At 70.2% G+C, this 26,405-nt stretch carries 24 protein-coding genes and 1 pseudogene; 19 read left to right on the top strand and 6 right to left on the bottom strand.

Features of this window, described 5'->3' with window-relative positions; all coding sequences use genetic code 11:
• Positions 1-199: 199 nt before the first annotated feature.
• From ACIA5D_RS32390 to ACIA5D_RS32380, 3 genes are all read left to right on the top strand, one after another.
• Positions 200-1,171 (top strand): heme o synthase, encoded by a 972-nt coding sequence (locus ACIA5D_RS32390; protein ID WP_396034198.1) that lies wholly within the window; start codon positions 200-202, stop codon positions 1,169-1,171.
• 182 nt (positions 1,172-1,353) lie between these two features.
• A complete protein-coding gene (locus ACIA5D_RS32385; protein WP_396034151.1) occupies positions 1,354-1,647 on the top strand; it encodes a hypothetical protein in 294 nt (97 codons plus the stop codon).
• The gene (locus ACIA5D_RS32380; RefSeq protein WP_396034150.1) at positions 1,611-2,558 is read left to right on the top strand and encodes a RimK family alpha-L-glutamate ligase; all 948 of its coding nucleotides are present in this window, start codon (positions 1,611-1,613) and stop codon (positions 2,556-2,558) included. The genes ACIA5D_RS32385 and ACIA5D_RS32380 overlap by 37 nt, the downstream gene beginning before the upstream one ends.
• A gap of 1,531 nt (positions 2,559-4,089) precedes the next feature.
• On the opposite strand, the pseudogene ACIA5D_RS32375 reads toward ACIA5D_RS32380, so the two are convergent.
• Positions 4,090-5,010 (bottom strand): annotated as a pseudogene (locus ACIA5D_RS32375) (heme A synthase); the annotation flags it as partial.
• A gap of 107 nt (positions 5,011-5,117) precedes the next feature.
• On the opposite strand from ACIA5D_RS32375, the gene ACIA5D_RS32370 reads away from it, so the two are divergent.
• The 9 genes from ACIA5D_RS32370 (at position 5,118) to ACIA5D_RS32330 (ending at position 12,574) form a co-directional block, all read left to right on the top strand.
• The gene (locus ACIA5D_RS32370) at positions 5,118-5,873 is read left to right on the top strand and encodes a helix-turn-helix transcriptional regulator (RefSeq protein ID WP_396034149.1); all 756 of its coding nucleotides are present in this window, start codon (positions 5,118-5,120) and stop codon (positions 5,871-5,873) included.
• Positions 5,870-7,291 carry a Fe-S cluster assembly protein SufB gene (gene sufB, locus ACIA5D_RS32365; protein WP_396034148.1) on the top strand — a complete coding sequence of 474 codons (1,422 nt, stop codon included), beginning with the start codon at positions 5,870-5,872 and terminating at the stop codon, positions 7,289-7,291. The genes ACIA5D_RS32370 and sufB overlap by 4 nt, the downstream gene beginning before the upstream one ends.
• Before the next feature lie 3 nt (positions 7,292-7,294).
• Positions 7,295-8,437 (top strand): Fe-S cluster assembly protein SufD, encoded by a 1,143-nt coding sequence (gene sufD / locus ACIA5D_RS32360; protein WP_396034147.1) that lies wholly within the window; start codon positions 7,295-7,297, stop codon positions 8,435-8,437.
• Positions 8,434-8,766, top strand: coding sequence for a non-heme iron oxygenase ferredoxin subunit (locus ACIA5D_RS32355; RefSeq protein ID WP_396034146.1), 333 nt, complete (start codon positions 8,434-8,436; stop codon positions 8,764-8,766). The genes sufD and ACIA5D_RS32355 overlap by 4 nt, the downstream gene beginning before the upstream one ends.
• Entirely contained in the window at positions 8,763-9,524 is a 762-nt protein-coding gene (sufC, locus tag ACIA5D_RS32350; RefSeq protein WP_396034145.1) for a Fe-S cluster assembly ATPase SufC, read from the top strand. Before ACIA5D_RS32355 ends, sufC begins: the two co-directional genes overlap by 4 nt.
• A gap of 16 nt (positions 9,525-9,540) precedes the next feature.
• Positions 9,541-10,770 carry a cysteine desulfurase gene (locus ACIA5D_RS32345; protein WP_396034144.1) on the top strand — a complete coding sequence of 410 codons (1,230 nt, stop codon included), beginning with the start codon at positions 9,541-9,543 and terminating at the stop codon, positions 10,768-10,770.
• Entirely contained in the window at positions 10,770-11,225 is a 456-nt protein-coding gene (gene sufU / locus ACIA5D_RS32340; RefSeq protein WP_396034143.1) for a Fe-S cluster assembly sulfur transfer protein SufU, read from the top strand. Before ACIA5D_RS32345 ends, sufU begins: the two co-directional genes overlap by 1 nt.
• A 65-nt stretch (positions 11,226-11,290) precedes the next feature.
• Positions 11,291-11,782 carry a metal-sulfur cluster assembly factor gene (locus ACIA5D_RS32335; RefSeq protein WP_396034197.1) on the top strand — a complete coding sequence of 164 codons (492 nt, stop codon included), beginning with the start codon at positions 11,291-11,293 and terminating at the stop codon, positions 11,780-11,782.
• 36 nt (positions 11,783-11,818) lie between these two features.
• On the top strand, positions 11,819-12,574 hold the full coding sequence (locus ACIA5D_RS32330; RefSeq protein ID WP_396034142.1) for a maleylpyruvate isomerase family mycothiol-dependent enzyme: 756 nt from the start codon (positions 11,819-11,821) through the stop codon (positions 12,572-12,574).
• 140 nt (positions 12,575-12,714) lie between these two features.
• On the opposite strand, the gene ACIA5D_RS32325 is transcribed toward ACIA5D_RS32330, so the two are convergent.
• Both ACIA5D_RS32325 and ACIA5D_RS32320 read right to left on the bottom strand, forming a co-directional pair.
• Positions 12,715-13,410 carry a histidine phosphatase family protein gene (locus tag ACIA5D_RS32325; RefSeq protein ID WP_396034141.1) on the bottom strand — a complete coding sequence of 232 codons (696 nt, stop codon included), beginning with the start codon at positions 13,408-13,410 and terminating at the stop codon, positions 12,715-12,717.
• A 230-nt stretch (positions 13,411-13,640) separates the two neighbouring features.
• Positions 13,641-13,844: a hypothetical protein gene (locus ACIA5D_RS32320; RefSeq protein WP_396034140.1), complete on the bottom strand. Its 204-nt coding sequence runs from the start codon at positions 13,842-13,844 to the stop codon at positions 13,641-13,643.
• Between the two features lie 86 nt (positions 13,845-13,930).
• Here ACIA5D_RS32320 and ACIA5D_RS32315 point away from each other — a divergent pair, with 86 nt between their 5' ends.
• Both ACIA5D_RS32315 and ACIA5D_RS32310 read left to right on the top strand, forming a co-directional pair.
• Positions 13,931-17,371, top strand: coding sequence for an NACHT domain-containing protein (locus ACIA5D_RS32315; RefSeq protein ID WP_396034139.1), 3,441 nt, complete (start codon positions 13,931-13,933; stop codon positions 17,369-17,371).
• Between the two features lie 260 nt (positions 17,372-17,631).
• Positions 17,632-18,174 (top strand): LysE family transporter, encoded by a 543-nt coding sequence (locus ACIA5D_RS32310; RefSeq protein ID WP_396034196.1) that lies wholly within the window; start codon positions 17,632-17,634, stop codon positions 18,172-18,174.
• Here the strand turns inward: ACIA5D_RS32310 and ACIA5D_RS32305 are convergent.
• Positions 18,171-18,857: a DNA alkylation repair protein gene (locus tag ACIA5D_RS32305; RefSeq protein WP_396034138.1), complete on the bottom strand. Its 687-nt coding sequence runs from the start codon at positions 18,855-18,857 to the stop codon at positions 18,171-18,173. The genes ACIA5D_RS32310 and ACIA5D_RS32305 overlap by 4 nt on opposite strands.
• A 23-nt stretch (positions 18,858-18,880) precedes the next feature.
• On the opposite strand from ACIA5D_RS32305, the gene ACIA5D_RS32300 reads away from it, so the two are divergent.
• On the top strand, positions 18,881-19,513 hold the full coding sequence (locus ACIA5D_RS32300) for an acVLRF1 family peptidyl-tRNA hydrolase (protein WP_396034137.1): 633 nt from the start codon (positions 18,881-18,883) through the stop codon (positions 19,511-19,513).
• Between the two features lie 51 nt (positions 19,514-19,564).
• Here ACIA5D_RS32300 and ACIA5D_RS32295 read toward each other — a convergent pair whose 3' ends face one another.
• A complete protein-coding gene (locus ACIA5D_RS32295; protein WP_396034136.1) occupies positions 19,565-20,500 on the bottom strand; it encodes a neutral zinc metallopeptidase in 936 nt (311 codons plus the stop codon).
• 197 nt (positions 20,501-20,697) lie between these two features.
• On the opposite strand from ACIA5D_RS32295, the gene ACIA5D_RS32290 reads away from it, so the two are divergent.
• The 4 genes from ACIA5D_RS32290 to ACIA5D_RS32275 all read left to right on the top strand — a co-directional run bounded on the left by ACIA5D_RS32290 (position 20,698) and on the right by ACIA5D_RS32275 (position 25,835).
• Positions 20,698-22,302 (top strand): ABC-F family ATP-binding cassette domain-containing protein, encoded by a 1,605-nt coding sequence (locus ACIA5D_RS32290; RefSeq protein ID WP_396034135.1) that lies wholly within the window; start codon positions 20,698-20,700, stop codon positions 22,300-22,302.
• 465 nt (positions 22,303-22,767) lie between these two features.
• Complete coding sequence (locus ACIA5D_RS32285) at positions 22,768-22,995, top strand: helix-turn-helix domain-containing protein (RefSeq protein WP_014441759.1); 228 nt, start codon at positions 22,768-22,770, stop codon at positions 22,993-22,995.
• Positions 22,992-23,792, top strand: coding sequence for an enoyl-CoA hydratase/isomerase family protein (locus ACIA5D_RS32280; protein ID WP_396034134.1), 801 nt, complete (start codon positions 22,992-22,994; stop codon positions 23,790-23,792). Before ACIA5D_RS32285 ends, ACIA5D_RS32280 begins: the two co-directional genes overlap by 4 nt.
• A gap of 90 nt (positions 23,793-23,882) precedes the next feature.
• The gene (locus ACIA5D_RS32275; RefSeq protein ID WP_396034133.1) at positions 23,883-25,835 is read left to right on the top strand and encodes an ABC transporter ATP-binding protein; all 1,953 of its coding nucleotides are present in this window, start codon (positions 23,883-23,885) and stop codon (positions 25,833-25,835) included.
• A gap of 6 nt (positions 25,836-25,841) precedes the next feature.
• On the opposite strand, the gene ACIA5D_RS32270 is transcribed toward ACIA5D_RS32275, so the two are convergent.
• Complete coding sequence (locus ACIA5D_RS32270) at positions 25,842-26,399, bottom strand: TIGR03086 family metal-binding protein (RefSeq protein WP_396034132.1); 558 nt, start codon at positions 26,397-26,399, stop codon at positions 25,842-25,844.
• Positions 26,400-26,405 lie beyond the last annotated feature (6 nt).

The following is a 26,405-nucleotide window of genomic DNA, read 5'->3' as shown; positions in this document are numbered from 1 at the left end:
GCCGTAAACCCGCGCCCTGGGAACGGCTCAGGCCCATACGCTGAGAGCGGACAGGCCACGTGTGACGGCGTGCACCCGCGCTGGGTCGCCGGAGCAGCGCATTCGGCTGAGCGTAGGCTGTCCGAGCGTGCCGCCGGCTGGCGCCGGCAACGGTCGTGATGTGGCTAAAGCCGATGCCGGAAGGTGGCTGTCCGTGAGCATGATCACCGAGCGTCCCGTCCCCGGACGGGCGCCGGGCGTCCCTTCGCGCGCTGACCGGCCGGTCGACGCAGAAGTGCGCCGCCAATCTGGGGTGGCAAAACAGCCGATGGCTGTGGTGCGCGCGTACCTCGCGCTGACCAAGCCGCAGATCGTCGAACTGCTCCTGGTGACCACTGTTCCGGCCCTCATGCTCGCCGCCGGCGGGTGGCCCGACCTGCGCACTCTCGCCGCCGTGCTGATCGGCGGGGCGCTCGCGGGCGGCGCGGCGAGCGCGCTCAACTGCTACATCGACCGCGACATCGACGAGCTGATGCGGCGCACCAAGCGGCGCCCGCTCCCGACACACAGCGTGACCCCGCGGTCGGTGCTGATCTTCGGTCTGACGCTCGCCGTGATCTCGGTGGCGCTGATGGCGATCTTCACCAACTGGCTCGCCACCGCGCTCACCGCGGGCGCGATCTTCTACTACGACGTCGTCTACACGCTGTGGCTCAAGCGGCGCACCCCGGCCAACACGTTCTGGGGCGGCGTCTGCGGAGCGGCCCCGGTGATCATCGGCTGGGCCGCGGTGACCGGCTCGGTGTCCGCGCTCGGATGGGCGCTTTTCGCAGTTGTTTTCTTTTGGCAGATGCCGCATTTCTACGCGCTCGCCATCAAGTACAAGGACGACTACGCCCGCGCCGGCGTCCCGATGCTCCCCGTGGTGCGCTCCGCGGCCCGGGTCAATGGCGAGATCGCCCTCTACACGGTCCTCACCGTGGTCGCCTCCCTCGTGGCCTGGCCGCTCGGTCTGGGCCCGATCTACGGCGTCACCGCCATCATCACAGGCGCTTTGTTCCTCGGCGAGGCGTTCCTGCTGGTCCAGCGGACGCGCAAGGGCGAGCCGGCCAAGCCGATGCGCCTGTTCCACTGGAGCATCACGTACCTCACGATCTTGTTCATCGCCGTCGCGGTAGATGCGCTCGTCTGACCGGTCTGCCCCGATTCCCGGTTACGGGTGGTCACCCCGTAGATGGAAATCTGTGGATGGGGCAATTCGGGCGAAATTGGCTGATACCAATGAGTCTGTGAGGTAAACCCGCAGGTAATTGGCGTCACAAAATGGCACTGACGGTGCTTGCTCCGGCGTCTTATCTGCCTAGGCTGCCCGTCATGGCTCAAGGTTCCGATACGACACTGACTGCGGGGATCAAATCCTTCGCCGCCGGCCACGGTGGTGCCAAGGCGGTCATCGAGTACGTCGGCAAGCGTGGCGCCCGCATCGTCCTCGTCGGCCAGGACGGCGAGTGGTCCGACGAATTCGCCGACGACACCAACGTCGCCCGCAAGGCGTGCGAGAGCGCCGGCGTCGAGGTGGAGAACGAGTGGGAGCGCGAGCTCCTCGAGCAGATGCGACCCAGCAACGACCTGTGGCGCTCCATGTCGCGCCGGAGCATGGCCCGCTGATCTTGTCCACGTCCACCACTACCCACGCGACCCGGGAGCAGGCCTCCCGGGTCGCCCTCGTTACCTGCGACCTCTTCCCGGACCTCTGGGACGACGACTTCCCCTTGCGCGACGCGCTGCGCGCCCGGTCCATCGAGGTCGACGCCGTCCGCTGGGACGACCCGGACGCCGACTGGGACGTCTACGACCTGGCGATCCTCCGCTCGCCCTGGGACTACGTCCCGCGCCGCGACGCGTTCCTGGCCTGGGCCCGGCGCGTACCGAGGCTGCTCAATCCGGCCGACGTCCTGGTGTGGAACACCGACAAGCGCTACCTGCACGATCTGGCGTCCACAGGGGTCCCGGTGACCCCGACGACCTATGTGGCCCCGGGCGGCACATGGACCCCATCGGCATCCGGCGATTGGGTCGTCAAGCCCACGATCAGCGCGGGCAGCCAGGACACCGGCCGCTACACCCTGCCCGCGCAGTCCTCTCTGGCCACGGCGCACGTCGAGCGGCTCCTCGAGGCCGGGCGCACCGCGATGATCCAGCCGTACCTGAGCGCAGTGGACACCGCCGGCGAGACGGCGTTGATGTTCTTCCCCGACGCCACCGGCCGCCTGATGTTCAGCCACGCGGTGCGCAAGGGTCCGATGCTCACCGGCCCCGACGAGGGCGAGATCGACCCCGGCAGCGAGGAGATCACCGCCCGGCAGCCCTCCGCGGCCGAGCTGGCCACCGCCGAGAAGGTGCTGGCCGCGATCCCCTTCGACCAGGGGAGCCTGCTCTACGCGCGGGTCGACCTGATCCCCGGCCCCGACGGCGACCCCATGCTGCTCGAGCTGGAGCTCACCGAGCCGTCGCTGTTCCTCCGCACGGCCCCGAAAGCGGCGGAACGCTTGGCCGACGCCGTGGTCGCCCTTCTTTAAAGACCTGCACGCGTACGGGGACCGCGCCGCGCCCCGCCGTTGCGCCGCGCCCCGCCGTTGGGCCTCGCCCCGCGCGTCCCGTCCGTTCCCCGTCGGGCACGGTTCGGCGCCACGAGACGCGCTGACCTGCGGTTCCCCGCGCGCCCCCTGTGGATGAACGGCGTGTCGTCCACAGGCCACAAATCTCTGCTTCATTGATCGCCCCCACCCGGCACGCTTTCCCGCATGCAGCACAGCAGCCTCTCCTTGAGACCGAAGCACCCACCCGCCTCCTTGAGACCGAAGCTCCCACCCGCCCTGCGGCGCCCAAGATTCCCGCACGTCTCCGGCGGTCGGTCCCCGACCGCCCGGCGGGCCCTCGACTGACCCGCCGGGGCCGGGCCGGCGCGGCCGCGAACGAGGCGTGCGCTTCCCACGCTTCGAGTCCGCGCCTCCGCGCGCATCAACCGCCATGGCACCGCGCCAGGTGCGTTCGGACTCCGCCGGCCCGGCCACCAACTTCAGGAATCCCGCGCGCCGTCTCCGGCCACGGCGGTTCCAGAACGGAGGTGAGCCTCAAGGAGAGACCTCGATGACGAGCGTGGCGGCCGCCCACTGTCTCCCTGTGCGGCCGCCGTCCACCGGCACCGCCTCTGCGCTTCCGGGCGGTGCCGGTGGACCCCACCCCATGGGCGCTCGGCCAAACTCGCTCGGTGGGGGCCTTCGGTCATGCCCGCTCGGTGGCGGCGCCTGCTCGGCGGCGCCCGCTCAGCGGTGTGTGCCCTCGTGGTGCCGGCCCAGTGGCGCGAGCCCTGCGATGGCCGCCCGGTGGTGTGTGCTCTGGCGGTGCGTTCCCCGGTGGTGCTCACGTGGCGGTGGTGCTCACGTGGCGGTGGGGGCTCACGTGGCGGTGGGGGCTCACGTGGCGGTGGGGGCTCACGTGGCGGTGGGGGCTCACGTGGCGGTGGTGCCCATGCGGCGGCGGTTGCCCACGCGGCGGTGCCCACGCGGCGGTGCCGGCTCGCTGGGTGGCACGCCCGCCCGGCGATTCCCCCGCGCCCGGCGCTCGTTTGCTTCGTGGGCTGCCCCGCGCCTGCGCTCAGTTGGGCTCTGGGCGAGCGGTCACGATCTGAGCGGCGGGCAGGTGCCGTACCGGATATTTCCACTTATAAGACACGACGAGCGGTGCGCTGAGACGGCGAGTTGATGAATTGCTGTTCGCAGCGCACGGCAAGCCGCCTAGATCTACGCGCAATGGGCCCGCAACAGGTAGGACGCGGACTTGAGCGCGCCGGGCTCAGTGCGACGTGGGCACGGGAGCGTCGGCCGGCGGCGTCGGCTCTGCGGCCGCGGGTGAGCCGGCAGTCCTGGGTGAGTCGGCGGCCGTAAGCGGGTCGGCGGCCATGGGTGAGTCGGCGGCCGTGAGGGGGTCGGCGGCCATGGGTGAGTCGGCGGCCGTGAGGGGGTCGGCGGCCGTGAGGGGGTCGGCGGCCGTGAGGGGGTCGGCGGCCGTGAGCGGGTCGGCGTTCGTGGGTGAGTCGGCGGTCGTGGGTGAGTCGGCCGGGGTGGGTGAGTCGCTGTGGGCGGCGGACGCCAGGACGACGGGGCGTTCGCGGATTGCCAGCAGGACGGCGACCGTGCCGGTCCAGACCAGGCTGGCGCCGAGCATGTGGGCGGCGACCAGGGCCACGGGGAGGTGGGTGAAGTACTGCACGAAGCCGATCAGGCCCTGGGACAGCTCGATGATCAGCAGGGTGAATGCGGCGCGGGCGGCCCGGGGAGCGTGCACGGCGCGGAACGCGAACCACAGGGCCGCGGTGAGGCCCACCAGCAGGAACACCAGGTCGGCGTGGGCCTGGGCGACGGCGCCGGAGTCCAGGCCGTTGCGCTTGGCGCCGTTGTCGCCGGAGTGTGGGCCGCTGCCGGTGACGACCACGCCCAGGACGATGACGGCTGCGCTGGCAACGGTCATCACGGAGGTGAGGTGGCGGAGGGGGGCGGGGACGAGGAAGACGGGAGCGCCATCGCCCTCCTCGGTGGAGCGCCACAACGCGTACGCGGCGGCGATCAATGCCATCGACAGGAGGAAGTGAAGCCCGACCACCCACGGGTTGAGGTTGGTGAGCACCGTGATGCCGCCGACCACGCCCTGCCCGGGGATGCCCAGCAGCACCAGCAGGCTCAGCCGCACCTGACGGCGCCGGCGCGGTTTCTGCAGCCATGCCGCGATGAAGCAGCCGAGCGCGACCACGAACAGCGCGACGCCGAGCAGCCGGTTGCCGAATTCGATGACGCCGTGCACGCCCATCGCCGACGTCGTCGTGTAGGACGCGTCGGTGCACTTGGGCCAGGTGGGGCAGCCGAGACCCGAATCGGTCAGTCGAACCGCCGCACCGGTGACGACCAGCGCGATGTTCGCGATCAGGGACGCCAGGGCCATCGGGCGCAGCGCGGGAAGCTTCACCTCTGGCATCGTACGCAGGGCGTCCGGCGTATTTTTAACCACTCCGGCAGCCCGGTGGCCGGGATCACCGCGGAGCCGGTTTGCAGGCTCCGGCGGAATTACGTAACGTTAGCGTAGTGAAAAACGAGGTGCTGATCCGGAGCGGTGCGGTGGCGCAGGCCAGCGCGTCGGACGGGCGCACCCGTGACCGGGTCGCCCAATTGTTGCTCGAGCGTGGCGCGGCCACGGCCGCCGAGCTCGGCGCCGAGCTGGGGCTGAGCCCCGCGGCGATCCGCAAGCATCTCGACGCGATGCTTGCCGACCGGCTGGTCGAGACCCGTGAGGTCCGTCACCAGGGCCGGCGTGGGCGGGGCCGGCCGGCGAAGGCGTTCGCGCTCACCGCGGCCGCCCGTGAAGACCTCAACCCGCACCACTACGACGGCATCGCCACCGCCGCCCTGCGCTGGATTGCGCAGCGCAGCGGGCCGGCGGCGGTCAGCGAGTTCGCCGCGTCCCAGGTCGCCGCCCTCGAGGAGCGGTGCCGGCAGGCGATGCGCGAGGCCGGCGACGATCCGATCAAGAGGGCGGAGGCGCTCGCCGAGGCGCTGACGGCCGAGGGCTACGCTGCCAGCGCGACGACGATCGCGTCCGGCGGGCAGCTGTGCCAGCACTCCTGCCCGGTGGCCCACGTGGCTGCCGAGTTTCCCCAGCTGTGCGACGCCGAGACCGAGGTCATCTCCCGGCTCATCGGCACCCACGTGCAGCGTCTCGCCACCATCGCGCACGGCGACGGGGTGTGTACCACGCACATCCCCGCCCCGGCGCGCGAAAGAGCCACACGCGAAAAAGCCACACCTGTAACGCAAGCAACCACGGTTAGGACAGATACATGACTGACCAGATCGTCACTCAGGAAGAGCACCTCGCCGCCCTGGGCAAGTACGAGTACGGCTGGGCCGACGCCGACGTCGCGGGTTCCGCGGCGCAGCGCGGGCTGTCCGAGGCTGTGGTGCGCAACATCTCCGCGCTGAAGAGCGAGCCGCAGTGGATGCTCGACCTTCGGCTCAAGGGCCTGCGGTTGTTCGGCCGCAAGCCGATGCCGTCGTGGGGCGCCGACCTCACCGGGATCGACTTCCAGAACATCAAGTACTTCGTGCGCTCGACCGAGAAGCAGGCGGCGAGCTGGGACGACCTGCCCGACGACATCAAGAACACGTACGACAAGCTGGGCATCCCCGAGGCCGAGAAGCAGCGCCTCGTCTCCGGCGTCGCGGCTCAGTACGAGTCCGAGGTGGTCTACCACAAGATCCGTGAGGACCTCGAGGAGCAGGGCGTCATCTTCCTCGACACCGACACGGCGCTCAGGGAGCACCCGGAGATCTTCCAGGAGTACTTCGGCACCGTCATCCCGGTGGGCGACAACAAGTTCGCCGCGCTGAACACGTCGGTCTGGTCCGGTGGCTCCTTCATCTACGTGCCGAAGAACGTCAAGGTGGACATCCCGCTGCAGGCGTACTTCCGCATCAACACCGAGAACATGGGCCAGTTCGAGCGGACCCTGATCATCGTCGACGAGGGCGCGTACGTGCACTACGTCGAGGGCTGCACCGCGCCGATCTACTCGTCCGACTCGCTGCACTCCGCGGTCGTCGAGATCATCGTGAAGAAGAACGCCCGCTGCCGGTACACGACCATCCAGAACTGGTCGAACAACGTCTACAACCTGGTCACCAAGCGCGCCACCTGCGAAGAGGGCGCGACCATGGAGTGGATCGACGGCAACATCGGCTCCAAGGTGACGATGAAGTATCCGGCGGTCTACATGACCGGCCCGCACGCCAAGGGCGAGGTCCTGAGCGTCGCGATGGCCGGCGAGGGCCAGCACCAGGACGCCGGCGCGAAGATGGTGCACCTGGCGCCGTACACGTCCTCCACCATCATCTCGAAGTCGATCGCCCGGGGCGGTGGCCGTACCTCGTACCGCGGCCTCGTGCAGGTCATGGAGGGCTCGTCGCACTCCAAGAGCACGGTCAAGTGCGACGCACTTCTTGTCGACACCATCTCCCGCTCCGACACCTACCCTTACGTCGACATCCGCGAGGACGACGTGTCGATGGGGCACGAGGCGACGGTTTCCAAGGTGAGCGAGGACCAGCTCTTCTACCTGATGAGCCGGGGTCTCACCGAGGACGAGGCGATGGCCATGATCGTGCGTGGCTTCATCGAGCCCATCGCCAAGGAGCTCCCGATGGAGTACGCCCTCGAACTCAACCGTCTCATTGAGCTCCAGATGGAAGGCGCTGTCGGTTAAACCATGACCACGGAAACTTTTGCCCCGCCCAGCACCAAGTCGCAGGTGCTGCGCTCCTTCGACGTCGCGGACTTCCCGGCCCTGAACGGGCTGGAGGAGGAGTGGCGGTTCACCCCGCTCAAGCGGCTCGGCGCGCTGGTCACCGCCTCGAAGCTGGACGGTGTCGCGCCGGCGGTCGAGCACGGTGAGCTGCCGGTCGGCGTGTCGGTCAAGCACGTCGACGTCAAGCAGGCCGACCAGGCCGAGGCGGTGCTGACGCCGTTCGACCGGATCTCCGCGCTGGCCTACGGCTCGGCCGACGGCGTCACGCTGATCGAGGTGGCGCCCGAGACCGAGCCTGGCGAGGCGGTCGTCGTGCGTGTGGTGGGCAAGGGCGGCGATGCCGCCGCGGCCAGGACCGTGGTCAAGGTGGGTGCGTTCGCCAAGGTCACCGTCGTTCTGGAGCAGACGGGTACGGCCACGCTCGCCGACAACATCGAGGTCGTGATCGGAGACAGCGCTCAGCTGACCTTCGTGACGGTGGCCGAGTGGGACGCGGGTGCGGTGCAGGCGCAGCACGTGAAGTTCCGGGTCGGCAAGGACGCCCGGGCGCAGCACGTGCAGGTGGCGCTCGGCGGCGACCTGGTCCGCCAGTTCACGTCCGTGGAGTACGCGGGCCGCGGCGGCGACGCCGAGCTCTGGGGCCTCTACTTCGCCGACGCGGGCCAGCACTTCGAGCACCGCCAGCTGGTCGACCACACCGTTCCGGACTGCCGTAGCTACGTGGGCTACCGCGGGGCGCTGCAGGGCGCCTCGGCGAAGACCGTCTGGGTGGGCGACGTGCTGATCCGGGCCACGGCGACCGGCACCGACACGTACGAGATCAACCGCAACCTGATCCTGACCGACGGCGCGATCGCTCACTCCGTACCCAACTTGGAGATCGAGACCGGCGAGATTGCCGGCGCCGGGCATGCGAGCGCGACCGGCCGCTTCGACGACGAGCAGCTGTTCTACCTGATGGCCCGCGGCATCCCCGAGGGTGAGGCGCGCAAGCTGGTGGTTCGCGGCTTCTTCGCCGAGCTGATCAACAAGATCCCGGTCGAGGAGCTGCGCACGCGGCTCGGTGACGCGATCGAGGCGAGGTTGACCGAGGCGGGCGCGTGAGTTTCGAGCTGGTCGGCGCGGTCGCCGACGTCGCCAAGGGCTCGGCGATCTCGGTGGAGATCTCCGGCGTCGACGTCGCGGTGGTGCACGCCGATGACGACAACATCTATGCCGTACGCGATGAGTGCTCGCACGCCTCGGTCGCCCTCTCCGAGGGTGAGGTGGACGGTTGCACGCTCGAATGCTGGCTGCACGGTTCCCGGTTCGACCTGCGTACCGGCGCGCCCACCGGCCTGCCCGCCACCGAGCCGGTGGCCGTTTTCCCCGTCGAGATCCGCGACGGCGACATCTACGTTTCGACCGAGCCGAGTAATGGAGTAATGCCGTGAGCACCCTGGAGATCCGCGACCTCAAGGTGTCGGTGAAGCTGCCCGAGGGCGAGCTCAAGCCGATCCTGTCCGGGGTCGACCTCACCGTGAAGGCCGGCGAGACCCACGCGATCATGGGTCCGAACGGCTCGGGCAAGTCGACGCTGGCCTACTCGATCGCGGGCCACCCGAAATACCAGATCACCGGCGGCTCGGTCACGCTGGACGGCGAGGACGTGCTGGCCATGACCGTGGACGAGCGTGCCCGCGCGGGCCTGTTCCTGGCCATGCAGTACCCGGTCGAGGTGCCCGGCGTGTCGGTGGCGAACTTCCTGCGTACCGCGAAGACCGCGATCGATGGCGAGGCGCCGAAGCTGCGTACGTGGGCCGGCGAGCTGCGCGGCGCGATGGAGAAGCTGCAGATCGACCCGGCGTTCGCCCAGCGCAACGTCAACGAGGGCTTCTCCGGCGGTGAGAAGAAGCGGCACGAGATCATGCAGCTCGAGCTGCTCAAGCCGAAGATGGCGATCCTCGACGAGACCGACTCGGGCCTCGACATCGACGCGCTGCGGATCGTCAGCGAGGGCGTCAACCGGGTGCGTGAGACCGGCGAGACCGGCCTGCTGCTGATCACCCACTACACCCGGATCCTGCGCTACATCAAGCCGGACTTCGTGCACGTCTTCGTCGCCGGCAAGATCGTCCAGGAGGGTGGGCCGGAGCTGGCCGAGCAGCTGGAAGCCGAGGGCTACGAGCGCTACGTGGCCGCCCAGGTCTGAGTCGGGGAGCGGAACAATGACGTTCGACGTGGGCCGGGTGCGAGCCGACTTCCCGATCTTCGAGCGGGAGGTCAACGGCCACCCCCTGGTCTATCTGGACAGCGCTAACACCTCGCAGAAGCCTCGCCAGGTGCTCGATGCCATGCGCGTGCACAACGAGCGGCACAACGGCAACGTGTCCCGCTCGGTGCACACGCTCGGCACCGAGGCGACGACGGCGTACGAGGACGCCCGCGCCAAGATCGCGGCGTTTGTGAACGCCGGCACGCCCGACGAGATCGTCTTCACGAAGAACTCGACCGAGGCGCTCAACCTGATCGCCCACTCGGCCGGGCAGATGCTGGCGCTCGAACCGGGCGACGAGATCGTGATCTCCGAGATGGAGCATCACTCCAACATCGTCCCGTGGCAGCTGCTCTGCGAGCGGACCGGCGCCACGCTGCGCTGGTTCGGCATCACCGACGACGGCCGCCTCGACGAGTCTTCGTTGACCGATCTCGTCAACGAGCGCACGAAGCTGGTCTCGGTTGTGCACATGTCCAACACGCTCGGCACGATCAACGACGTCTCGCGGATCGTGGCGCGGGCTCGTGAGGTCGGCGCGCTGGTGGCCCTCGACTGCTCGCAGTCGGTGCCGCACCTGCCGGTCGACGTGCGCGGGCTCGGGGTCGACTTCATTGCGTTCACCGGGCACAAGATGCTCGGGCCGACCGGCATCGGCGTGCTCTGGGGGCGGTTCGAGCTGCTCGCGAAGATGCCGCCGTTCCTCGGTGGCGGCTCGATGATTGAGACCGTGACGATGGCGGGGACGACCTATGCCGCCCCGCCGGCGCGGTTCGAGGCGGGCACGCCGCCGATTGCCGAGGCGATCGGGCTCGGCGCGGCCGTGGACTACCTGACCGGGCTGGGCATGGAGGCGATCCACCAGCACGAGCAGGACATCACGGCGTACGCGCTGAAGACCTTGAACGATGTGCCCGGAGTTCGCATTTTCGGGCCCGCGACGCCCGAAGGGCGAGGCGGCACGGTCTCCTTCGCGGTGGAGGGAGTGCACCCGCACGACGTCGGGCAGATCTTGGACGCGCTCGGTGTTGAGGTACGCGTGGGACATCATTGTGCGAAGCCGACGTGCGCCCGTTTCGGCGTGCCGGCCATGACGCGGGCGTCGTTCTACCTGTACACGAGCACCGATGAGATCGACGCGCTGGCGCGGGGCCTCGACCAGGTGCGGAAGGTGTTCGGCTGATGATGCTCGACACCCTGTACCAGGAGATCATTCTCGATCACTACAAGCATCCGCACGGGCGCGGGCTGCGCGACCCCTTCGACGGGGAAGCCCATCACGTGAACCCGACGTGCGGCGACGAGATCACCGTACGGGTCGCCTCGGATTTCTCTGATATTTCGTACGACGGGCTGGGCTGTTCCATCTCGCAGGCCTCCGCGTCGGTTCTGCACGAGCTGCTCGTGGGGCATTCGGCCGCCGAGATCGCCGCGGTTCACGAGGCGTTCGTCGAGCTGATGCAGGGTCGTGGGCAGGTCGAGCCGGACGAGGACGTGCTCGGGGACGCGGTGGCGTTCGCCGGGGTGGCGAAGTTCCCGGCCCGGGTGAAGTGCGCGCTGCTGCCCTGGATGGCTTTCAAGGACGCGGCGGCGCGTGCCGGCGTGGACGTGGGCGTGAGCCCGGAGGTGAAGGCATGACTGACAATTCCGTTGCTGACCAGTCCGTTGCTGACGAGTCCCTGACCGACCAGACTCCGTCCTGGCTGGCCGAGGAGCGTGCCGCGGCCGCCGCTGCCGGCTCGGCTACCGAGGCGCCTGCGGTCGACCTCAACGCCGCCGCGCCTGCTGAGGCTGCCGCGTCTGCTGAGCCCGCCGCGCCTGCTGAGCCCGCCGCGTCTGCTGAGTCTGCCGCGCCCGCCGCTTCGGTGGCGAAGGCGTCGATCGCGGACGTCGAGGAGGCGATGAAGGACGTCGTCGACCCCGAGCTCGGGATCAACGTGGTGGACCTCGGGCTGGTCTACGGCACGTTCGTGGACGACGACAACGTGGTCACGCTGGACATGACGCTGACCTCGGCGGCCTGCCCGCTCACCGACGTGATCGAGGAGCAGACCCGGTCGGCGCTCACCACCGGCCCGGGCGGTGGCCTGGTCAACGACTTCCGGATCAACTGGGTGTGGCTGCCGCCGTGGGGCCCCGACAAGATCACCGAGGACGGCCGCGAGCAGTTGCGGGCGCTGGGCTTCAACGTCTGAGCCGTTTCTGTCGTACCCCGCTGATAGAACCGGGGGATGACCGAGACGCCTCCCTTCGATGACCTTCTGACCCTGATCGACGACCGGTCCGCGGCGTTGCGCTCCGCCGCCGCGGCCGCGTCGTCGCTCGAGGTTCGCGTGCCCGGCTGCCCCGACTGGACGCTCGACGACCTCATCTACCACCTCGGCTCGGTCCAGCGTTTCTGGGCCGTCACCACGAGGCTGGCCGACACATCCGGCCCACCCACGACCGAGCAGCGCGGCGACATCGACCCCCAGGGCGACCTGCTCGAGTGGTCGGCCGCGTCGACCGCCCTGCTGCTGGGCGCGCTGCGTGCCGCCGGCCCCGACAGCCCCGCGTGGACGTGGTGGGAACCCTCCGGCGCCCCCATGACGGCCGGCGCGGTGGCCCGCCACCAGGTGCAGGAGGCGGCCGTCCACGCGTACGACGCGCAGGAATCCGCCGGCAAACCCGACCCGCTCCCCGCCGCGGTGGCGGTCGACGGCGTCGCCGAGTTCCTCAGCGTCGGCATGTCCTGTCTCGGCCCGTGGCCCCACCGCCCCGCGCGAGTCGCCTTCACCGCTACCGAGGGTCCGACCTGGCTGGTCGACCTGTCTCCCGCGGGCGTCGATTTCGATCCGGCCGCGAGCGGCGACCCGGTGACGACCGTCCACGGCTCCGCCAGCGACCTGGTCCTCGCCCTCTACCAGCGCATCCCCGCCGACACCCTCCGCATCGACGGCGACCGTTCGGTATTCACCGACCTGCTGAGGTGGTCACCCACGGAGTAAGCCGCCCGCTCCCGCCCTGGAGGCCGCGCCGCCCGCGCCATCTGGCTGGGCCGCGCCGCCGCGCCCATCTGGCTGGGTGTGCCGTCGCGGGGTGCGTTGCGGTCGGTTGGGCCCCGCCGGTGGGTTGGCACCTGTGTGGATCAGACGCTGGGGAGGTGTTCCACGGAGTTGTAGCGGACCAGTTCCAGGCGGTTCTCGCGGGCGAGGAACTGGGAGACGGAGGCATTGCGGACGGTGCCCTCGGCGCGTTCCATGGCCACCACCTCGTCCCAACCCAGCTGCTGGATGACGGCGCGCATCATCAGGACCACGGCGTCGTGGGCGACCACCGCCACGCGGTCGCCGGCGTGGTCGCGGTTCAGGTCGGTGAGGAACGAGGCCAGGCGGGCCTCCACGTCGGCGAAGGACTCGCCGCCTGGCGGGGTGTAGCGGTATTCGCCGGCCTCGGAGCGGCGGGCGGCCTCGCCGGGGAAGCGCTCGGCCACCGCGGCGCGGGTCATCATCTCGAGGTCGCCCATCAGGCGGTCGACCAGGCGGTCGTCGGTCTTGGATGACGGGAGGTCGAGGCCCGACGACTCGGCGGCGATGCGCCACGTCTCGCGGGCCCGCAGGTAGGGCGAGGTGATGACGACCTGCGGCACCTGCTCGGACGGCAGGGCCGCGAGCCAGCCGCCGACCGCGGCGGCCTGTGCCTCGCCGATCTCGGTGAGCGGGACCTCGGCGTCGCGGCCGCTCACCTCCGCATCGAGGAGACCTTTCGCGTCCGCGGCCGGGAAGGCCACATTCGACAGGCTCTGCCCGTGCCGCACCAGGATCAGCTCAGCTACCACCCGCACGCCCCCACCGTATCCGGCCTGACGACCTTCTGGGTGGGCGGTTCCCGCCATCCCGCTGGGCGCCACACGGCGTTGATGAATTCCCGCGCCGAGCGCGCGGCAAGACATCAAGTTCGGCGGCGCCCGGCGGCCGGCGGGCGGCGGGCGGTGGGCGGTGGGCGGCGGGCGGCCAGCGGCGAGGGGGCCGGGCGGCGAGGGGCCGGGCGTCGAGCGGCGAGGGGTCGGGCGGGTCAGCCGGGGGCGGTGGCGGCGGCGTGGAGGGTGGACTGGTGGGGGCCGTCGTGCGGGGACAGGGGGAGCGTCAGGACGAAGATGGAGCCCCGGTGGGGTGCGGGGCCGAGGGCGCGCTTGCACACAACGGCCCCGTCGCCGTCGGGTGCGGTCTGGCGGGAGACCTGTGTCCGCTCGCTGCGGTACAGCAACTCCTGACCCACAAACCGGATACTGCCACTTATACGAGGATCATTCCATTTATGCCCGACATCGGTAAATATGAATGCGGGATGCGACAATCGGTGTCGTGGCTAGGACGATCAGTTACGCGGACGCGGTACGCATCCTCGGCGGTGGACCGGAATCGGCCGTCTACCAGCGCGTCAACACAATGACCGGCGGATTGCTCGCGGGCGCCGCCGTGGCCGCGCCGCAGCTGCTCGCGCTGCTCGACCTGCGCGCCGAGCTGGCCCGCGTCTCCGGCGAGCTGGTCAACACCACGGCCCGCGCGATGGTCGGCTCGGGCCGCCGCGACCGCACCGACCGGCTCGCCGCCGCGCATACCATCATCGTGATCGCCGCGTACTTCGACGCGATCGCCGACGTCGACCTGTCCTGGGCCCGGCTCACCCGGCACGATCAGCTGCGCCTCGCCGGCCAGGGCGCCGACGGCGCGCGCGACCTCACCTCGGCGGCGCTGCGGGCCGGGGTGCCGATGCCCGAGCCGCACATCCCGAACGAGCGGTTCCTCGCCGCCCTCGAGGGTTTCTACGACCGGCTCACCGCCGACCTGGGCCGCTTCCTCGCCGGCCTGGCCCCGTTCGACGAGCTCAGCGAGGGCGAGCGGAACATCCTGCTGGGCGACATCCACGCCGGCGGGCGGCGGGCGCGGCAGCGGTACGACGAGATGCTGCTCAACCTCATGGCCGACTGCCCCGACATGGCCCTGTGGATCGACCACCGGCACCGCAAGGCGATCGAGGGCCGGCTCGACGCCCTCGAGCCGTCGCTGCGCGAGCTGGAACGGCTCCTGCGCGAGGCCGCCGCCGAGAACGAGGCCGAGGGCGTGGCCAAGGCCCTCCAGCGGGCCCACGCCGCCATGCTCGAGCACCGCATCGTCGAGTCGATCGACCTGCCGGACGGGCTCGACGTGCCCACTCTGGACCGCGGCTACATCCCGCCCGCGTTCCAGGTCGCCGAGCGCACGGACGCCTCCCCGGTGGACGAGGCCTTCTGGCAGAACGCCGGCGTGCGCCACGACATCGACCGCTTCCTGGCCGGGTACCTCGGCACGCCGCGCGCCCTTCGCGCCCCGATGCTGGTGCTCGGCCAGCCCGGCGCCGGCAAGTCCGTGCTCACCCGCATCCTCGCGGCCCGGCTCTCCACCACCCGGTTCCTGCCGATCAGGGTGCCGCTGCGCGACGTCGACAGCGCCCTGCCATTGCAGCAGCAGATCGAGCAGGCGGTGCTCGCCGCCACCACCGAGGAGACGACGTGGCCGGCGCTGGCGCGCTCGATCGACGCCGTACCCGTGATCGTCTTCGATGGTTTCGACGAGCTGCTGCAGGCCACCGGGGTCAGCCAGAACGACTTCCTGCAGCGGGCGGCCGAGTTCCAGCAGCGCGAGCGCGAGCAGGGCCGGGCCGCCGCCGTGATCGTGACCAGCCGTACCAGCGTCGCCAACCGCGCCACTCTGCCGCCCGAGACGATGCTGCTGCGTCTGCAGCCCTTCGACGAGCCGCGGATCCGGGGCTGGGTGGACGCGTGGAACGAGGCGAACACCATCCACCTGGCCGCCGACGATGTGCTCGCGCATCGCGACCTCGCGTCCCAGCCGCTGCTGCTGCTGATGCTCGCCCTCTACGACAGCGACGGCAAGGCCCTGCGCCACGGCCCGGCCGGCCCGCTCACCACCGGCGAGCTCTACGAGCAGCTGCTGGTCGGATTCGCCCGCCGTGAGGTCGGCAAGGCCTTCGCCAACCTCTCGCCCGGGGCCCTCGACGCGCTCGCCGAGCAGGAGCTGACCCGGCTCGCCGTGGTCGCGTTCGCGATGCTCAACCGTTCGGCGCAGTGGGTCACCGAGGACGCGGTGGGTGAAGATCTGCGGGCCACGCTGGGTGACCCCGCTCCCGGCCGCACACCGACGGTGAGCGCCGACGCGCTCACCGAATCCGAGCTGATCTTCGGGCGCTTCTTCTTCGTGCATCGGGCTCAGGCCGTCCGGGGCGGGGCGACCCGGCGGGCGTACGAGTTCCTGCACTCCACCTTCGGCGAGTACCTGGTTGCCCGCTTCACCTGGCAGCTGCTCGCGGAGGCGGTCGCGCGCGACGCCGTGACCATGGCGGTGCGGCCGATGACCGGCAACGACCTGATGACGGATCTGCTGTCGGTCGCGCCGCTCACCGCCCGGGCGCCGATCGTGCAGTTCCTCGCCGGGCGCGCGGCCACGATGGCGCCCGAGGAGCGGGAACGCTGGACCGACGTGCTGATCCGGATGTTCCGGCAGTGCGAGCGCAGCGGGGACTGGCCCGCCTCCGGGTACCGTCCCGCCCCCGGCAAGACGGTGGCCGCCCGCTTCGCCGCGTACACGGCGAATCTCATGCTTCTCGCGGTCGTCACGTCGGGCGGATTGCGCTTCGGGGAGCTCGCGGAGCCCGCCCACTACGAGCCGTTCCGGCAGTGGCACGACCACGCGTTGCTCTGGCACGCCCAGCTCGACAACGAGGGCTGGGGCACGCTGGTCGGTTCGCTCGCGGTCGACCGGTGTACGGGTCCGGGCGGGCGCGACGTGCGGATCACGCTCGACGACGGCACGTTCACGGCGCCGCGGGTCGACCCGCACTGGCTGTTCCGGCGCGCGGAGTCGGAGCGCGGAAGCGCCACGATCACCGACAGCTACGAGATGGAGGCGCGACGCCGGCGGGTGTTCTTCCAGGGCTGCATGAACAACGAGCTGGTCTGGCACACCGTGGAGCCGCTGCTCGACTCCCGCCTCGGTCCGACCACGCTGATGTTCGCCTCGTGGTGGCGGGACAACTGCCCGTCCGCGGCGCAGGCGCTGATGGCGGTCTGGCTGCTGCCGGTCTCGGGGACCGACCCCGCCGAGACCTACCGGCGCTGCGTGCGGATCGCCGCGGAATTCCCCGGCTGGGAGCCGGAAATGCAGATCGCGTACGCCGACACGCTGTTGCGCACCCTCGCCGGCCACCACGACTGCCCCACCGAGACCGCGGTCGACGTGCTCGGCGGGTTGATCGCGGCCTCGCCCGACGAATGGCTGCGCACGGCGACGGCGGTGCTCGACCGGGCCGAGCGCGACGACGCGAACGCCGCGTGGCTCGCCGAGAGCCTCCTCGGGGTGGTCACCGACGGCTGGGCGTCGCTGACCGACCGGCCCGGCGCGATCATCGCGGCCGCGCGCGCCGTGGCCCTGCTCGAGCGCCGCCGGCGGACGCCCGACGTCCTCGGCAAGCTGGACCGGAGCAAGTCCGTCGCCGGCGCCGACGAGATGCGCGGCGAGCTGGAGACGTTCCGGGTGCGGCTCGCGAGCCTCCGCGCCACCAACGAGCGGTGGCTCGCCGACCTCAACGCGCTCTTCGACGAGTACAGCTGGCTGGCGGCCGGGTCGGGGCAGCTGCATGCCTCGCTGGTGGCGCTGGCCCGGATGCCCGACATGGTGGGGGACATCGAGACCGTGCTGGCCTACGTCGACCAGCGGATCGGCAATTGGCTGGTGGGCAACCCGTAGGCCCGCGCCGGGCAAGGCGCGAGCGTCGTCGCCTGCCTCCACCGCCTGCCTCCGCCGGGGGGTGAAAATCGGTGGCGCCGTCCGGGCGCGCGCCGCCATCCTGGTCGCATGACCACGCTGCTGAAGCATCCGCTCGTCTCTGTCGCCGCGGCCGATCGGGCCGCCCGACAGCAGACGCCCGTCCTCGAAGGGTCGGTCCGCCAGCAGCTGTCGTGAGCGCGCCGTTGCTGGCCGGCGTGATCGCCGGCTACGGCGTCGCCATGCCCGTGGGCGCCATCGGCGTCCTGATCGCCGGTCTCAGCGCCCGCACCTCGCTACGGGTCGGCGCGGCCGCCGGCATGGGCGCGGCGACCGCCGACGGCATCTACGCGCTGATCGCGGTCGTCGGCGGCGCGGCCGTCGCGGGCTTGATCGCGCCGATTGCGACGCCGCTGCGCTGGGCGGCGGCCGCCGTGCTGCTCGGCCTGGCCGTGCTGACCGCGCGGACCGCCTTCCGCAAGCCGGGCGAGGCCCGTTCGGAGAAGCCGGCCACGCCATTGCGCGCCTACACCGGGATCCTGGCCCTGACCCTGCTCAACCCGGCCACCGTCGTCTACTTCGCGGCGTTGGTGCTCGGGCGCTCGGGGGAGGGCGGTGGCGCCTGGTTCGTGATCGGCGCCTTCCTGGCCTCGGCGAGCTGGCAGCTGCTGATCGCGGGCGGCGGCTCCCTGATCGGCCGCCTCCTCACCGGCGAACGGGGCCGCATGATCACCGCCTTGGTCTCGGCCGCGGTGATCGCGATCCTCGCCATCCACCTCCTTTAGAGATGCTTCATCGCTTCTCTCCTCGACAGCCCGGACAGGGTTGGTGTCGTCTCCACGAACGCCCGCACCGCCGAAGCGTCGGTGCGGGCGTAGTGGCGCAGGGCCCAGCCGATGGCCTTGCGGACGAAGAAATCGCGGTGGCCCGCCTGGCGAGCGCAGTACTCGAAGAGCCGCTCGGTGTCGGTGGCCTCGCCATAGTGCAGCTGGAACAGCAGGGCCGTGCGGACCAGCCACATGTTCTCGTCGGCCGACCACGCGTCCATCGTGCCGACCAGCGCGGGATGGGCTCGCACGAGATCGCCGGTGACCCGGGTGGCGAGCGGATCGACCGTGTCCCACCAGGACTTCGTCGTGATCAGCGTGCGCAGGACCGGGACGAAACCGGGATCGGCCGCCGACACGAATTTTCGCAGGTAGTCGCAGGCCGCGTACTGGAACTCGCGCTCGTCGCGTTCCCAGCAGCCGAGCGTCACGGCGCGCAGGTCGTCGGCCGTGGGGCGGGGGAGCCCGGCGAACGCCGAGCGCTCGACGGCGCGCACCGCGGGGGCCGCCAGGCCGAAATACTCGAACTGGTCGCGCATGTAGGCGGCCATCGCCGCCGCGCGCTCGGGGTCGCGCCGCACGGAGAAGTCGGCGTCGAGCCGGCCGAGGAGGGTGCCTGCCAGGTCGGTCACGGCCAGCATCCTGCCACCGTAGTCTGACAAGAATGGGCGAGCGGACGGCGGCGGGCGGCGGAAAGTGGGTCGATGTCGCTCCCGAACGGCTGCCACGATGGCTCGAGAACTTCGTGACCCGGCACGGGGCGTACGCGGAACAGGGTTTGACCTTGATCGCGGAGGACGGCGCCTCGGCGGAATGGCGCACGCCTCCCGGCGCGCCGGCGGTGGAGACCATGGCCGAGCTGATCCGTGAGGCTCAGGCGTCGCGGCGGGTGGGGCTGCTGCTCGCGCGCAAGGGGGCGGTCGCGGTGGGCATCGCCGACGGGCCCGAGCTGCTCGCGTCCAAGGTGGATACCCACTACGTCCAGGGGCGCACGGCGGCGGGGGGCTGGTCGCAGCAGCGCTTCGCGCGCCGGCGCGACAATCAGGCAAAAGCGGCGGCTGCCGATGGCGCCGGCATCGTGGGGCGCATTCTTCTTCCGCGCGTACGGGAAATGGCCGTGCTCGTCACCGGCGGTGACCGTTCCGCCGTCGACGCGGTTCTCGCGGCACCCACCCTGGCCCCGCTCGCCCGCCTGCGCGCCGAGCGATTCCTGGACGTGCCCGAGCCCCGGCACGCGGTGCTGGTGTCCGCGGTCGCCGGGGCCCGGGCCGTGTCCGTGCTGGTGAAGGAGCCTTAGGGTCTGGGTCGACGTGGGAGACGGGCTGCGGCCCCCACATCGACCCAGACCCTAGTCTCCCTGCTGCACCGCGCCCGAGGCGAAGGTGTCGCAGGCCTTGGCCGGGTCGCCCGAGTCGAAGCCGCTCTTGAACCACTTCTGCCGGTCGGCCGAGGTGCCGTGGGTGAACTCCGCCGGGTTGATCGTCTGGCCGCCGCGCTGTTGCAGCGTGTCGTCGCCGATCTGCTTGGCGGTGTCCAGGCCCTCCTGGATGTCCTGGTCGGTGATGCTCTTGAAGATCGGCTGGCCGTTGGCCGACTTCGTCTCGGTCGCGTGGTTCGCCCAGACCCCGGCGTAGCAGTCGGCCTGCAGCTCCAGCTTCACCGAGAGCAGGTTCTGCTCGGCCTTCGACGACGTCTGCTGCTGGGCCCGGCGCATCTTGGCCTCGGTGCCGACCAGGTCCTGGATGTGGTGGCCGTACTCGTGGGCGAGCACGTAGGGCTGGGCGAACTCGCCCGGCGCGCCCAACTGCTTGCCGAGCAGCTGGTAGAAGGTGAGGTCGATGTACACCCGGTCGTCGGCGGGGCAGTAGAACGGGCCGACCCCGGAGTCGGCGGCGCCGCAGCCGGTGCTGACCCGGTTGGCGAACAGGACCGTCTTGGCCGGCTGGTACTGCTTGCCGAAGTACTGGGGCTCGGCCTCCTTCCAGAAGGCCTGGATCGAGTTGATGTAGAGAACGTTGCGGCAGTCCAGCTTCGTCTTCGCGGTCTTCTGGTCGGCGCACTCCTGCTGGAGGTTGGTGTTGTCGCCCGAGTTGCCGCTGCTGCCGCCGAGCTGGTTCACGCCGAAGTAGCCGCCGACCACGAGCAGGACGACGGTGATGATGAGGCCGACCAGACCGCCTCCGCCGATCGGGATGGGCAGGCCGCCGAAGCCGCCGCCCCCACCCGACCCACGCTGGTCCTCGACCTGGCTGGTGTCGATGTCAGCGTTCTCGTTGAGTTCCATCTCATCCTCACTGACGCGGGGTTGCGCCACGGATACCCGTTGATCTTGGTCGGTAATCGGGTGGGAGGTGCTGCTGCACGCCCGGTAGTATGGCGGAGTGCTGCTCTGCGAAGGCTGACCTGCCCCGCGCCGACCACTAGCTGGCCGGCGCTTTCGTGTGCCCGGAGTCAGCCTTCCTCTCGAGAGCGAGTTTCGAAATGATCACCGCCACCGGACTGGAACTTCGTGCCGGCGCCCGGATCCTGCTGTCCCCGACCACGCTGCGGGTGCAGCCCGGCGACCGGATCGGCCTGGTCGGCCGTAACGGCGCCGGCAAGACCACCACGCTGAAGGTGCTGGCCGGCGAGGGCAGCCCGTACACGGGCGCCATCGACCGCACCAGCGAGGTGGGCTACCTCCCGCAGGACCCGCGTACGGGCGATCTGAACGTCACCGGCCGCGACCGGGTGCTCTCCGCCCGCGGGCTCGACGCGATCCTCGCCGAGATGCAGAAGCTCGAGGTCGAGCTCGAGGAGAGCGCCGACGACAAGCTCGTCCGCCGCTACGGCCACCTCGAGGACCAGTTCTCGGCCCTGGGCGGGTACGCCGCCGAGGCCGAGGCCGCCCGCATCTGCGCCAACCTGGGCCTGCCCGACCGGGCTCTCGCCCAGACCATCGGCACCCTCTCCGGCGGCCAGCGCCGCCGCATCGAGCTCGCCCGCATCCTGTTCGCCGACTCGGGGCAGAACGGCAAGGGCATCCTGCTGCTCGACGAGCCCACCAACCACCTCGATCAAGACTCGATCGCCTGGCTGCGCGGCTACATGGCGCAGCACAAGGGCGGCCTCGTGGTGATCAGCCACGACGTCGAGCTGCTCGAGGCCGCGGTCAACAAGGTGTGGTACCTCGACGCCAACCGCTCGGTGGTCGACATCTACAACGTCGGCTGGAAGAAGTACCTCGAGCAGCGCGAGACCGACGAGCGCCGGCGCCGCCGCGAGCGGGCCAACGCCGAGAAGAAGGCCGGCGCCCTGATGGCCCAGGCCGACAAGATGCGCGCGAAGGCGACCAAGACCGTGGCGGCGCAGAACATGGCGCGCCGGGCCGAGAAGCTGCTCGGCGGCCTGGAGGAGACCCGCGTCTCCGACAAGGTGGCCAAGGTGCGCTTCCCCAACCCGGCCCCGTGCGGCAAGACACCGCTCACCGCGTCGGGGCTGTCGAAGTCGTACGGAAGCCTGGAGATCTTCACGGACGTCGACGTCGCGGTCGACCGTGGCTCCCGGGTCGCGATCCTCGGCCTCAACGGCGCCGGCAAGACGACCCTGCTGCGCATCCTCGGCGGCCTGCTCACGCCCGACACCGGTGAGGTGCGGCCGGGCCACGGCCTGCGGCTGGGCTACTACGCCCAGGAGCACGAGACGCTCGACGTCGACCGCACGATCCTCGAGCACATGCGCAGCGCGGCCGCCGACCAGACCGACACCGACCTGCGCAAGATTCTCGGTGCGTTCCTGTTCTCGGGCGACGACGTGGACAAGCCGGCCGGCGTGCTCTCCGGCGGCGAGAAGACCCGGCTGGCCCTGGCCACGCTGGTCTGCTCGGGCGCCAACGTGCTGCTGCTCGACGAGCCCACCAACAACCTCGACCCGATCAGCCGCGAGCAGGTGCTGGACGCGATCGCCAACTACCCGGGCGCGATCGTGCTGGTCACCCACGACGCGGGCGCCGTGCAGGCGCTCAAGCCCGACCGTGCGATCCTGCTGCCGGACGGCGACGAGGACGCGTGGAGCGACGACCTGCTGGAGCTCGTCGAGTTGGCATGAGCCGGTTCGTCCCGGATTCGTAGGGCTGAATCGAGTCAGCTGATGCCCGAACGATCGTCAGTTGTCAACTGGTGCCCACACAGACAGTGCGACGTTCGGGCGTTTGCGGGCAGCCCGGACACGGGTCCGGGCGCGGCAAAGTTGGCACACTCGCGATCACGGCGGTGCGTGTTCGTCACATCGACGGTGCGTCATGTCCCGTCACTGTGGGTCCTCGATCGAGTGTTTCCGCAGGTGATCGATGGTCTTGGGCGTGGGGGTCCCGCTACCTACCAGGTGGTCGGAAAATCGGCGGCCCTAACGTCTGTTAAGTGTCTGACATTGATGCGGGTGGTCAGCGTCAAGTTCCTGACAGTGCTAAATGGGCACGTTGGCTAAGCCAGGATACCTAGCGCATGATCGTTGGAGGCGGTCTAATAGGTGGGACCGTATCGAACCGCACAGTCTGGGACGTGAGGATTCAACATGGCAGCCACCGGCACAGCCACCAGCACTGAGAAGGGTCGCCGAATCGTCGGCAGCGAGCGCCAGTCACTGGCGAAGGATCTGGTCAAGCGTTACACCTCCGGCGAGAGCATTCGCGCGCTCGCGGCTTCGACCGGACGTTCCTATGGATTCGTGCACCGCGTGCTCACCGAGTCGGGCGTGCAGCTCCGCCAGCGCGGCGGCGCTCGCCGGCGCAAGAAGGCGTGACGCCGGACAACGTCGAGCCCGGTAGTGCCGTTCCTGCCGACGAGGCGGGCGTTCGCTACGACCTGGACGGGCCGGTCGCAACGGTGACGTTGTGCCGGCCCGAGGTGCTCAATGCGCAGACTCCTGCGATGTGGGCCGAGCTCGCGAACATTTCACGGAAATTACCTGGCGACGTGCGAGTCGTCATTGTGCGTGGTGCGGGACGCGCGTTTTCCGCGGGCCTGGATCTGTCGGTCGCGCGCTCCGACGGGGATTCTTCTCTGGCCACTCTCGCACACTTGTCGCCGTCGGAGTGCGCGGATCGCATTGCGGGCTTCCAGTCCGCGTTCAGCTGGTTGCGTAACCCGTCGATCGTGACGATCGCCGCGGTACAGGGACATGCCATCGGCGCCGGATTCCAGCTAGCTCTGAACTGCGACATGCGCGTTCTCGCGGACGATGCGCGGTTCTCGATGGCGGAGGTGACGCTCGGCCTCGTGCCCGATCTGGGCGGCACGAAGCGGCTGGCCGAGCTGGTCGGTCCCTCTCGCGCGCTGGAGATCTGCGTCACGGGGCGTCGCATCGCGGCCGACGAGGCCGACCGGATCGGACTGGCTACCGCGGTGGTACCCGCCGCCGAGTTGGAAGGCGCCGTTTCCGATCTTTCCGCGGCCATTCTGAATGCTCCCGACGGGGCGGTTCCCGAGATCAAGGGCTTGTTCAGCGGGATCGGTCAGCGATCTTATGCCGAGCAGGATCGCGCCGAGCGTGAGGCGCAGACCCGCCGTATTCGCGATCTCCTCGGCGCCGGCGAGTAAGCCGGGAGTAAATCAAGGCCGTCCCGAGTTGTCGTACCCGCCGGGCAGACTGTCACCTGCCCGCCGAACGACAGCCCGGGAGGTGAACCGATGGGCCCCTCACCAGCCATGTCGAGCTGGAGCATGTTGCGCTCGATCCAGAATTCCGATCGGGTCACCCAGCACCGCCTCACCCGCGGCACGACCCGCAGGATCCTGCGCTTTGCCCGTCCCTATCGCCGCGACATCGTGGTCTTCCTCGTGACCGTCGTCTTCGACGCCCTCATCGGCGTGGCCACCCCGCTGCTCGCCGGCCACGTGGTCAACGCGATCACCGGCGGGCGCGACGACGCGGCCGGCGTGGTCATCCGCCTGGCCCTGGCCATCGGGGCGCTCGCGGTCGTCGACGCGCTGCTGTCGCTCGCCCAGAGGTGGTACTCGGCTCGCATCGGCGAGGGCATCATCCTCGACCTGCGCACCCGGGTGTACGACCACGTCCAGCGCATGCCGCTGCAGTTCTTCACCCGTACCCAGACGGGCGCCCTGGTCAGCCGGCTCAACAACGACGTGATGGGCGCGCAGCGCGCCTTCACCTCGACGCTCTCCGGCGTGGTCAGCAACGTCATCCAGCTCGTGCTCACGGCCGCGGTCATGTTCAGCCTGTCCTGGCAGATCACGGCACTGTCGCTCGCGTTGCTGCCGGTCTTCATCATCCCGGCCCGCCGGGTCGGCAAGAAGCTCGCCGAGATCACCCGCGAGTCGTACAACCTCGACGCCAAGATGAACGCGACGATGACCGAGCGGTTCAACGTCTCGGGCGCCCTGCTGGTCAAGCTGTTCGGCCGCCCCGACGACGAGGCCGCGCATTTCGCCTCGCGCGCCGAGCGGGTGCGCGACATCGGGGTGCAGCAGGCGATGTTCTCGCGCACGTTCTTCGTGGCAATGCTGCTGGTCGCGTCGCTGGCCCAGGCTCTGACCTACGGGCTCGGCGGCTGGCTCGCGGTCACCGGCTCGGTCACGGCCGGCACGGTGGTCACGCTCGCGCTGCTGCTGACCCGTCTCTACGGCCCGCTGACCGCGCTGAGCAACGTGCGGGTCGACGTGATGAGCGCGCTGGTCTCCTTCGACCGGGTCTTCGAGGTGCTCGACCTCGCGCCCGGCATCTCCGAGAAGCCCGGCGCGGTCGGCATCCCGGCCGGCGCGGGCCGGGTCGAGTTCCGCGACGTGCACTTCCGCTACCCGAGCGCGAGCGAGGTGTCGCTGGCGACCCTGGAAGACGTCGCCACCCTCGACCGCACCGAGTCCGAGCCGGTGCTCAAGGGCGTCGACTTCACCGTCGAGCCGGGGCAGATGGTCGCGCTGGTCGGGCCGTCGGGCGCCGGCAAGTCGACGACGTCGATGCTGGTCTCCCGGGTCTACGACGTCACCGAGGGCGCGGTGCTGGTGGGCGGGGTCGACGTGCGCGACGCCACGCTGGGGTCGCTGCGCGACGCCATCGGCGTCGTCACCCAAGATTCCCACCTGTTCCACGAGACCATCGCCGAAAATCTGCGGTACGCGAAGCCCGGCGCCACCGAGGACGAGATGTGGGCGGCGCTGGCCGGGGCGCAGGTCGCCGACCTGGTGCACGCCCTGCCGGACGGCCTCGACACGGTGGTGGGGGAGCGCGGCTATCGCTTCTCCGGCGGCGAGAAGCAGCGGATAGCGATCGCGCGGCTGCTGCTCAAGCACCCGTCGATCGTCATCATGGACGAGGCCACCGCTCACCTCGACAGCGAGTCGGAGGCGGCCGTCCAGCGCGCGCTGTCGGCGGCGCTTCAGGGGCGGACGGCGCTGGTGATCGCCCACCGGCTCTCGACGGTGCGCGACGCCGACCAGATCCTCGTGCTCGACCACGGCCGCATCGTCGAGCGGGGCCGGCACGAGGAGCTGGTGGCGGCCGGTGGGCTGTACGCGGAGCTGTACCGCACGCAGTTCGCGGTGGCGGCCTCGCCGGAGGCGCCACCCTACGAGGAGAGCGACATCGAGGTGGTCACCGTGCCGGCGGGCTCGATCGAGCCCTGACCTGCGTCAGCCGGCTTTGCGGCCGGTGTGGGCGAGCAGGCGGACGAAGTCGTCGGCGTCCGGCGGGAAGTCGGTCATCTCGGCGAAGACGCCCATCTCGCGGCCGCTCGGGGCCATCTGCTCGGTGAACGGGCCGATCGCGGCGACGACCTCGGGGGCCGGTGTGAAGTCCTGCCCGGTGCCCTGGGCGAGGTCCCAGCCGTGCACGGTCAGGTCGACCAGCGCCAGGTTGGCGACGAGCTCCTGCGACATGCCCATGGCGGGGTTGTCGCCCTCGACGGCGGCCGGGTCGGACCAGGCCTCGACGACCTTGCGGGTCTCCTGTGCGAACCGGGAGCGCCAGTCGCCGTCGATGAAATCGGGCGCGGCCGCCCAGTCGACGGGCTGCTTCGCGGCGAGCGCCTGGAAGTTCACCACACCCTGGAAGAGGTGGTTCACCAGGTCGCGCACCTGGTACTCGGTGCACGGGGTGGGGTTGAGGAGCTGGTCGTCCTCGATGCCGTCAACCACCGCAACGGTCCGCTCGGCGGCGGTAGCCAGCAACTCGCTGATCCTGGTCGTCATGACCCA

This window comes from Actinoplanes sp. NPDC051513 (assembly GCF_044454685.1).
Lineage (GTDB): Bacteria > Actinomycetota > Actinomycetes > Mycobacteriales > Micromonosporaceae > Actinoplanes.
Note: the sequence above shows the minus strand (reverse complement) of the source record. Positions and strands in the feature narration are given on the sequence as shown.

What these genes read in the sequence shown, in the direction of transcription:
- ACIA5D_RS32275 (WP_396034133.1), top strand. Translation starts at nt 23,883, where the DNA reads ATGGGCCCCTCACCAGCCATGTCGAGCTGGAGCATGTTGCGCTCGATC.
- ACIA5D_RS32285 (WP_014441759.1), top strand. Translation starts at nt 22,768, where the DNA reads ATGGCAGCCACCGGCACAGCCACCAGCACTGAGAAGGGTCGCCGAATC.
- ACIA5D_RS32290 (WP_396034135.1), top strand. Translation starts at nt 20,698, where the DNA reads ATGATCACCGCCACCGGACTGGAACTTCGTGCCGGCGCCCGGATCCTG.
- ACIA5D_RS32345 (WP_396034144.1), top strand. Translation starts at nt 9,541, where the DNA reads ATGACGTTCGACGTGGGCCGGGTGCGAGCCGACTTCCCGATCTTCGAG.
- sufU (WP_396034143.1), top strand. Translation starts at nt 10,770, where the DNA reads ATGATGCTCGACACCCTGTACCAGGAGATCATTCTCGATCACTACAAG.
- sufD (WP_396034147.1), top strand. Translation starts at nt 7,295, where the DNA reads ATGACCACGGAAACTTTTGCCCCGCCCAGCACCAAGTCGCAGGTGCTG.
- ACIA5D_RS32385 (WP_396034151.1), top strand. Translation starts at nt 1,354, where the DNA reads ATGGCTCAAGGTTCCGATACGACACTGACTGCGGGGATCAAATCCTTC.
- ACIA5D_RS32270 (WP_396034132.1), bottom strand. Translation starts at nt 26,399, where the DNA reads ATGACGACCAGGATCAGCGAGTTGCTGGCTACCGCCGCCGAGCGGACC.
- ACIA5D_RS32295 (WP_396034136.1), bottom strand. Translation starts at nt 20,500, where the DNA reads ATGGAACTCAACGAGAACGCTGACATCGACACCAGCCAGGTCGAGGAC.
- ACIA5D_RS32390 (WP_396034198.1), top strand. Translation starts at nt 200, where the DNA reads ATGATCACCGAGCGTCCCGTCCCCGGACGGGCGCCGGGCGTCCCTTCG.
- sufB (WP_396034148.1), top strand. Translation starts at nt 5,870, where the DNA reads ATGACTGACCAGATCGTCACTCAGGAAGAGCACCTCGCCGCCCTGGGC.
- ACIA5D_RS32300 (WP_396034137.1), top strand. Translation starts at nt 18,881, where the DNA reads ATGGGCGAGCGGACGGCGGCGGGCGGCGGAAAGTGGGTCGATGTCGCT.
- ACIA5D_RS32330 (WP_396034142.1), top strand. Translation starts at nt 11,819, where the DNA reads ATGACCGAGACGCCTCCCTTCGATGACCTTCTGACCCTGATCGACGAC.
- ACIA5D_RS32305 (WP_396034138.1), bottom strand. Translation starts at nt 18,857, where the DNA reads ATGCTGGCCGTGACCGACCTGGCAGGCACCCTCCTCGGCCGGCTCGAC.
- ACIA5D_RS32310 (WP_396034196.1), top strand. Translation starts at nt 17,632, where the DNA reads ATGCCCGTGGGCGCCATCGGCGTCCTGATCGCCGGTCTCAGCGCCCGC.